This window comes from Actinomyces sp. Marseille-P3109 (genome assembly GCF_900323545.1).
Lineage (GTDB): Bacteria > Actinomycetota > Actinomycetes > Actinomycetales > Actinomycetaceae > Actinomyces.
The window spans coordinates 1-3,570 of record NZ_OOHN01000006.1; the positions used below are offsets into that span (position 1 = coordinate 1).

General features: G+C 56.8%; 4 protein-coding genes and 1 pseudogene. 1 reads left to right on the forward strand and 4 read right to left on the reverse strand.

Annotated features, from left to right (window positions below; genetic code table 11):
* Window positions 1-131: 131 nt before the first annotated feature.
* Window positions 132-824, reverse strand: a complete 693-nt coding sequence (locus tag BQ8008_RS00085) for a 4'-phosphopantetheinyl transferase family protein (RefSeq protein WP_108832283.1) — start codon at window positions 822-824, stop codon at window positions 132-134.
* Between the two features lie 491 nt (window positions 825-1,315).
* On the reverse strand, window positions 1,316-1,567 hold the full coding sequence (locus tag BQ8008_RS00090) for a transposase family protein (RefSeq protein ID WP_234415138.1): 252 nt from the start codon (window positions 1,565-1,567) through the stop codon (window positions 1,316-1,318).
* A 1,093-nt stretch (window positions 1,568-2,660) separates the two neighbouring features.
* Here BQ8008_RS00090 and BQ8008_RS14035 point away from each other — a divergent pair.
* Entirely contained in the window at window positions 2,661-2,894 is a 234-nt protein-coding gene (locus BQ8008_RS14035; RefSeq protein ID WP_442778202.1) for a winged helix-turn-helix domain-containing protein, read from the forward strand.
* A 137-nt stretch (window positions 2,895-3,031) separates the two neighbouring features.
* On the opposite strand, the gene BQ8008_RS00100 is transcribed toward BQ8008_RS14035, so the two are convergent.
* Entirely contained in the window at window positions 3,032-3,298 is a 267-nt protein-coding gene (locus BQ8008_RS00100; RefSeq protein WP_325048076.1) for an integrase core domain-containing protein, read from the reverse strand.
* A 163-nt stretch (window positions 3,299-3,461) separates the two neighbouring features.
* A pseudogene (locus tag BQ8008_RS00105) lies at window positions 3,462-3,570 on the reverse strand (IS5/IS1182 family transposase); the annotation flags it as partial.

Sequence of the window (3,570 nt, forward strand, 5' to 3'; positions counted from 1 at the left end):
ATCGGCATGCGCACCCCCGCCGAGCACGAAGCCGCCGGGGCCCCCGACACCCACCGCCAGGAACAACCACAACCAGCCACCACCACAACCAGATAAACCAGCCTCCACAAAACCCGGGGCTTGACACCGGTTCACGGTACGAGTTCCCCAACCGGAACGGTGGGGTCCAGCAGTGCGAGGGCCGATAGGACGTGCCGTCCATCAGTAGCCCAACGCCCTGACAACTCATTCACGGCCTCTCCTCCCGGCACCAGCAGCGGTTGGGCGAGCACGGCAGTAAACCGTCCGGAGCGATCGAGCCGCACATCAGCGTCCTCGAAATCTAGCCACGTCCGCGCAAGTGGGAACCAAACCTTGTACACAGACTCCTTGACACTGAAGAGCAAGCGATCCCAAGGAAGGTCCGGGTTTGTCGAACTTAGCACCGCGAGCCTATCGATTTCAGCATCGAGCGCCACGACCTCAAGCACGCCGGGCGGCAAAGACTTCGCGGGCTCAGCGTCCACTCCAACAGCCCACACCTCACGGGCCCAGGCAGCGACCGCGGCCCGATACCCCTCACAGTGGGTGATACTGCCGACGACACCATCCGGCCAACGCGGTGCCCCTGCGGGGCCGGGGATCATGGGCGGCCGGTCAAGGCCTAGAGCCGCGAGCACCTCACGGGCGCAGCACCGGGAGGTCAAGAACTCTGCTTTTCGCCTCGAAACAGCAGGTGCAAGATAGTCCCACTCCTGCGAGTAGAGAGGCTCGTGGTCCCGGTCATCGCGACGCTCACTGACGTTGATGCACAGCGGAAGCAATTTCCGAAGACTAGCACTCATGTTCGACCAGCCACAGTAGAAGACTGCACAAAAACACGATCCTTAAAACGATTAGCATGGTCAATTTCATGTCGTGAACGCCGAAAGTCGCAAAAGTCATCCGGATTGGCGTCGAAGGAATCACTGACACCCTGAACCACCGTAATACTGGGCCACGTTTGGGTGAAACGCGATCTGATTTGTGCCATGTGAATACCCCGATCGCTCGGCGGACTGCAGACTCTGGAAGTATACCAGCTCTTTACAGATCAGGGTGTAGTTCGGGTCTGATGCTGCCGATTTCCAGCAATGACAGGGCGATGCAGCGAGTGAGGTTGCAGGAAGCCGAGGGCGGCGCCTCGGAGGCGTTCTAAGTGTACTGGTCGGAGAGGTTGGTTAGTCGTGTGATGGGTGGGTGGGCTTGGGCGGCGGTGTGGGGGTGAATCGCTCCGGGTTTGATGGAGGCAGTGATGACACGGAAGGATCACTGCCTCCATCAAACCCGGAGCGATTCACATGGTCTTGCCGTCCACTGCGATGACTCTGCGGCCGGCGATGGTGCCGGTACGTGTACAGAACCAGGACCTCACATGAGTGTCGAGGTCCGTGGGGTCCAGGTCCTGGAGCACCCGCCGGATGGCCGACTCCGACGGGAGGGCCTGCCCCTCTGGTAAGCCCAGGGCCTCCAGGTCGGCGGCGGTCAGGTCGGTGGTGTGCTCCCATATCGCTGTCAGGCTCCGGCAGCCGGCCAGCACCTCCGTCACGGCCAGGGACAGGACCGTGGGTAGGTCATGGCGTACCCCGCGCCTGTCGCGGGGTCAGTAATGTTCCTGAGAACCTGGACCAGGGGCTGGCGCGACAGGGCGGTCGTCGTGGAAGATGACATTGCGGCGTGACCTCGCTGGCGACGGGATTGAGTAGACGCCTTCATCGTCACCATGCGGGTCACGCCGCGCCCGCACCAACACACCAGACCCACTAAAGATCAGACAACCACCCATCCACCGACTTTGCCGACCCCCTGAACTCCACCCCACCTGCGGGAACAGTCCAGTAGTATTCACCACGGAGGTGTTCCGTTCCCGGATGACCGTGACCCTCAGTACCTAACCTTATTCGAGAAATAGCAACACCTTCATCATTCGCGCAGCATCTCACTATCAAATCTCAAGGCTGGTTGTAGGCAATTCGCTACATAAAATTATATAAAGATTAATAGGGGTGAAGGGAGTTTGATCATATCTTGTGGGTAACTGTGGCAGAAGTATTCTTTCGGTATCGCAGAATGTCAGGCATAGGGTGGGATATCGCTAATATTTTGGAGGATCTCAATGCCAATCTATTTGCCTAAATTAGTAGATGGAACAAACTTGACACACCTCCTATATAACTTCAAGACCGCCGAGCAGTCCGCACTCAAGGCTAATCGCCCAGAACCTTCTTGTGTGCGATGATATCCTGTTCAAGTATCATTGTGACTAACCTTCGGTCGAAGTAATTTACATTTAGTGACAGGCAATATGTAGCGATCGATTTTGAAATTAAGTTCGTAACTGAATTGCCAAGGCAGGAGATAAGGGGTGAGCTATGATGGTAGATGTTGCTATGTGCTGGTGGCCGCAACAGGCGGAAAAGGGAGAGAGCAGGATCAAGAACCATAGTCCCGTTATGTGGATTGTCGAGACCGGTAGCGCACCACCTGAGTGCCTGGACCCGCTCGAAGACTGGATCCGTCCTCCCGTAAATCGGTCGGAACTGAAGGTCCGTGTTGCCTGTCTGGCTGAGCGTGCCAGGTTGTCAAAAATTCCCATTCTATCTATGGACAATGTGCTTCGCTATCGGGGGTGCAGGTTACCTATGGCGGCTTCGGAGGCTGTCCTTATGCGGGAACTGGTCGATAATTTTGGGAGCCTTGTTTCGCGCAGTAAACTCATGCAATTAGGCTGGGGTAACCAATCGGCAGAGAATCGAAATGCCCTCGATCTTCGAATTCTACGCCTGCGTCGTCGCCTCAGATTTGTGTCCTTGCGGGTCGTGACGGCATGGGGGAAGGGGTATATATTGGAGGCGGAAGAACAAGATAAAATATAAGTGAGGTGCAAGGTGTTTCTCGGACTGGGGAATTTATTTTTTGTGAGTCGTTGGGGTGGACATCGCGCCAGCAGCGAAGTGCTCAGAGGGGTTGCTTGGACTGCTGGGTGTTTGTCGGACACTGCTTTTTTGGGGTTTCAGGCTGCCCTGATTAGGCCCAGGAATTCTTGCTCGACCTCGTTAGGCGTGCGGTATCCCAGGGCTGAGCGAAGGCGCGCATAATTGTATCTCAGCTCGATCCATGAGGCAATATTGTTGATCGCCTTGTCCTTCGTGGGGTACACCATTCTATGCACTCTTTCGTTCTTGAGCGTGGCATTGAAGGATTCTGCCCACGCATTGTCCAAGCGCACTCCGGTACGCCCCACGGGCGGGCGGATACCATAGGTCTTCAGGTGGTCCAGGAACTTCTGAGACGTGTACTGACTGCCCCGGTCGAAGAGGGAAGACTGTCACACCTTTCTCAACCGGGCAGTGCCTGACCGCCATGTCGATGGCCTCACACACCAGGGAGGTGTGTCAAGCCCCGGGTTTTGTGGAGGCTGGTTTAGAGATCGCGTCATTAGGTTAGGGCTTGTGGGTGGGGTGTTGGTCCCAGCGGTGGGTGGTCCAGGCGTGGTGGATGAGGTTCCTGATGGTGATGATGGTGTTGGCCAGGGCGATGAACGCCTCGATC

Excerpts from the sequence above, each read along its gene's own strand:
- BQ8008_RS14035 (WP_442778202.1), top strand. The coding sequence starts at position 2,661 with ATGGCGGCTTCGGAGGCTGTCCTTATGCGGGAACTGGTCGATAATTTT.
- BQ8008_RS00085 (WP_108832283.1), bottom strand. The coding sequence starts at position 824 with ATGAGTGCTAGTCTTCGGAAATTGCTTCCGCTGTGCATCAACGTCAGT.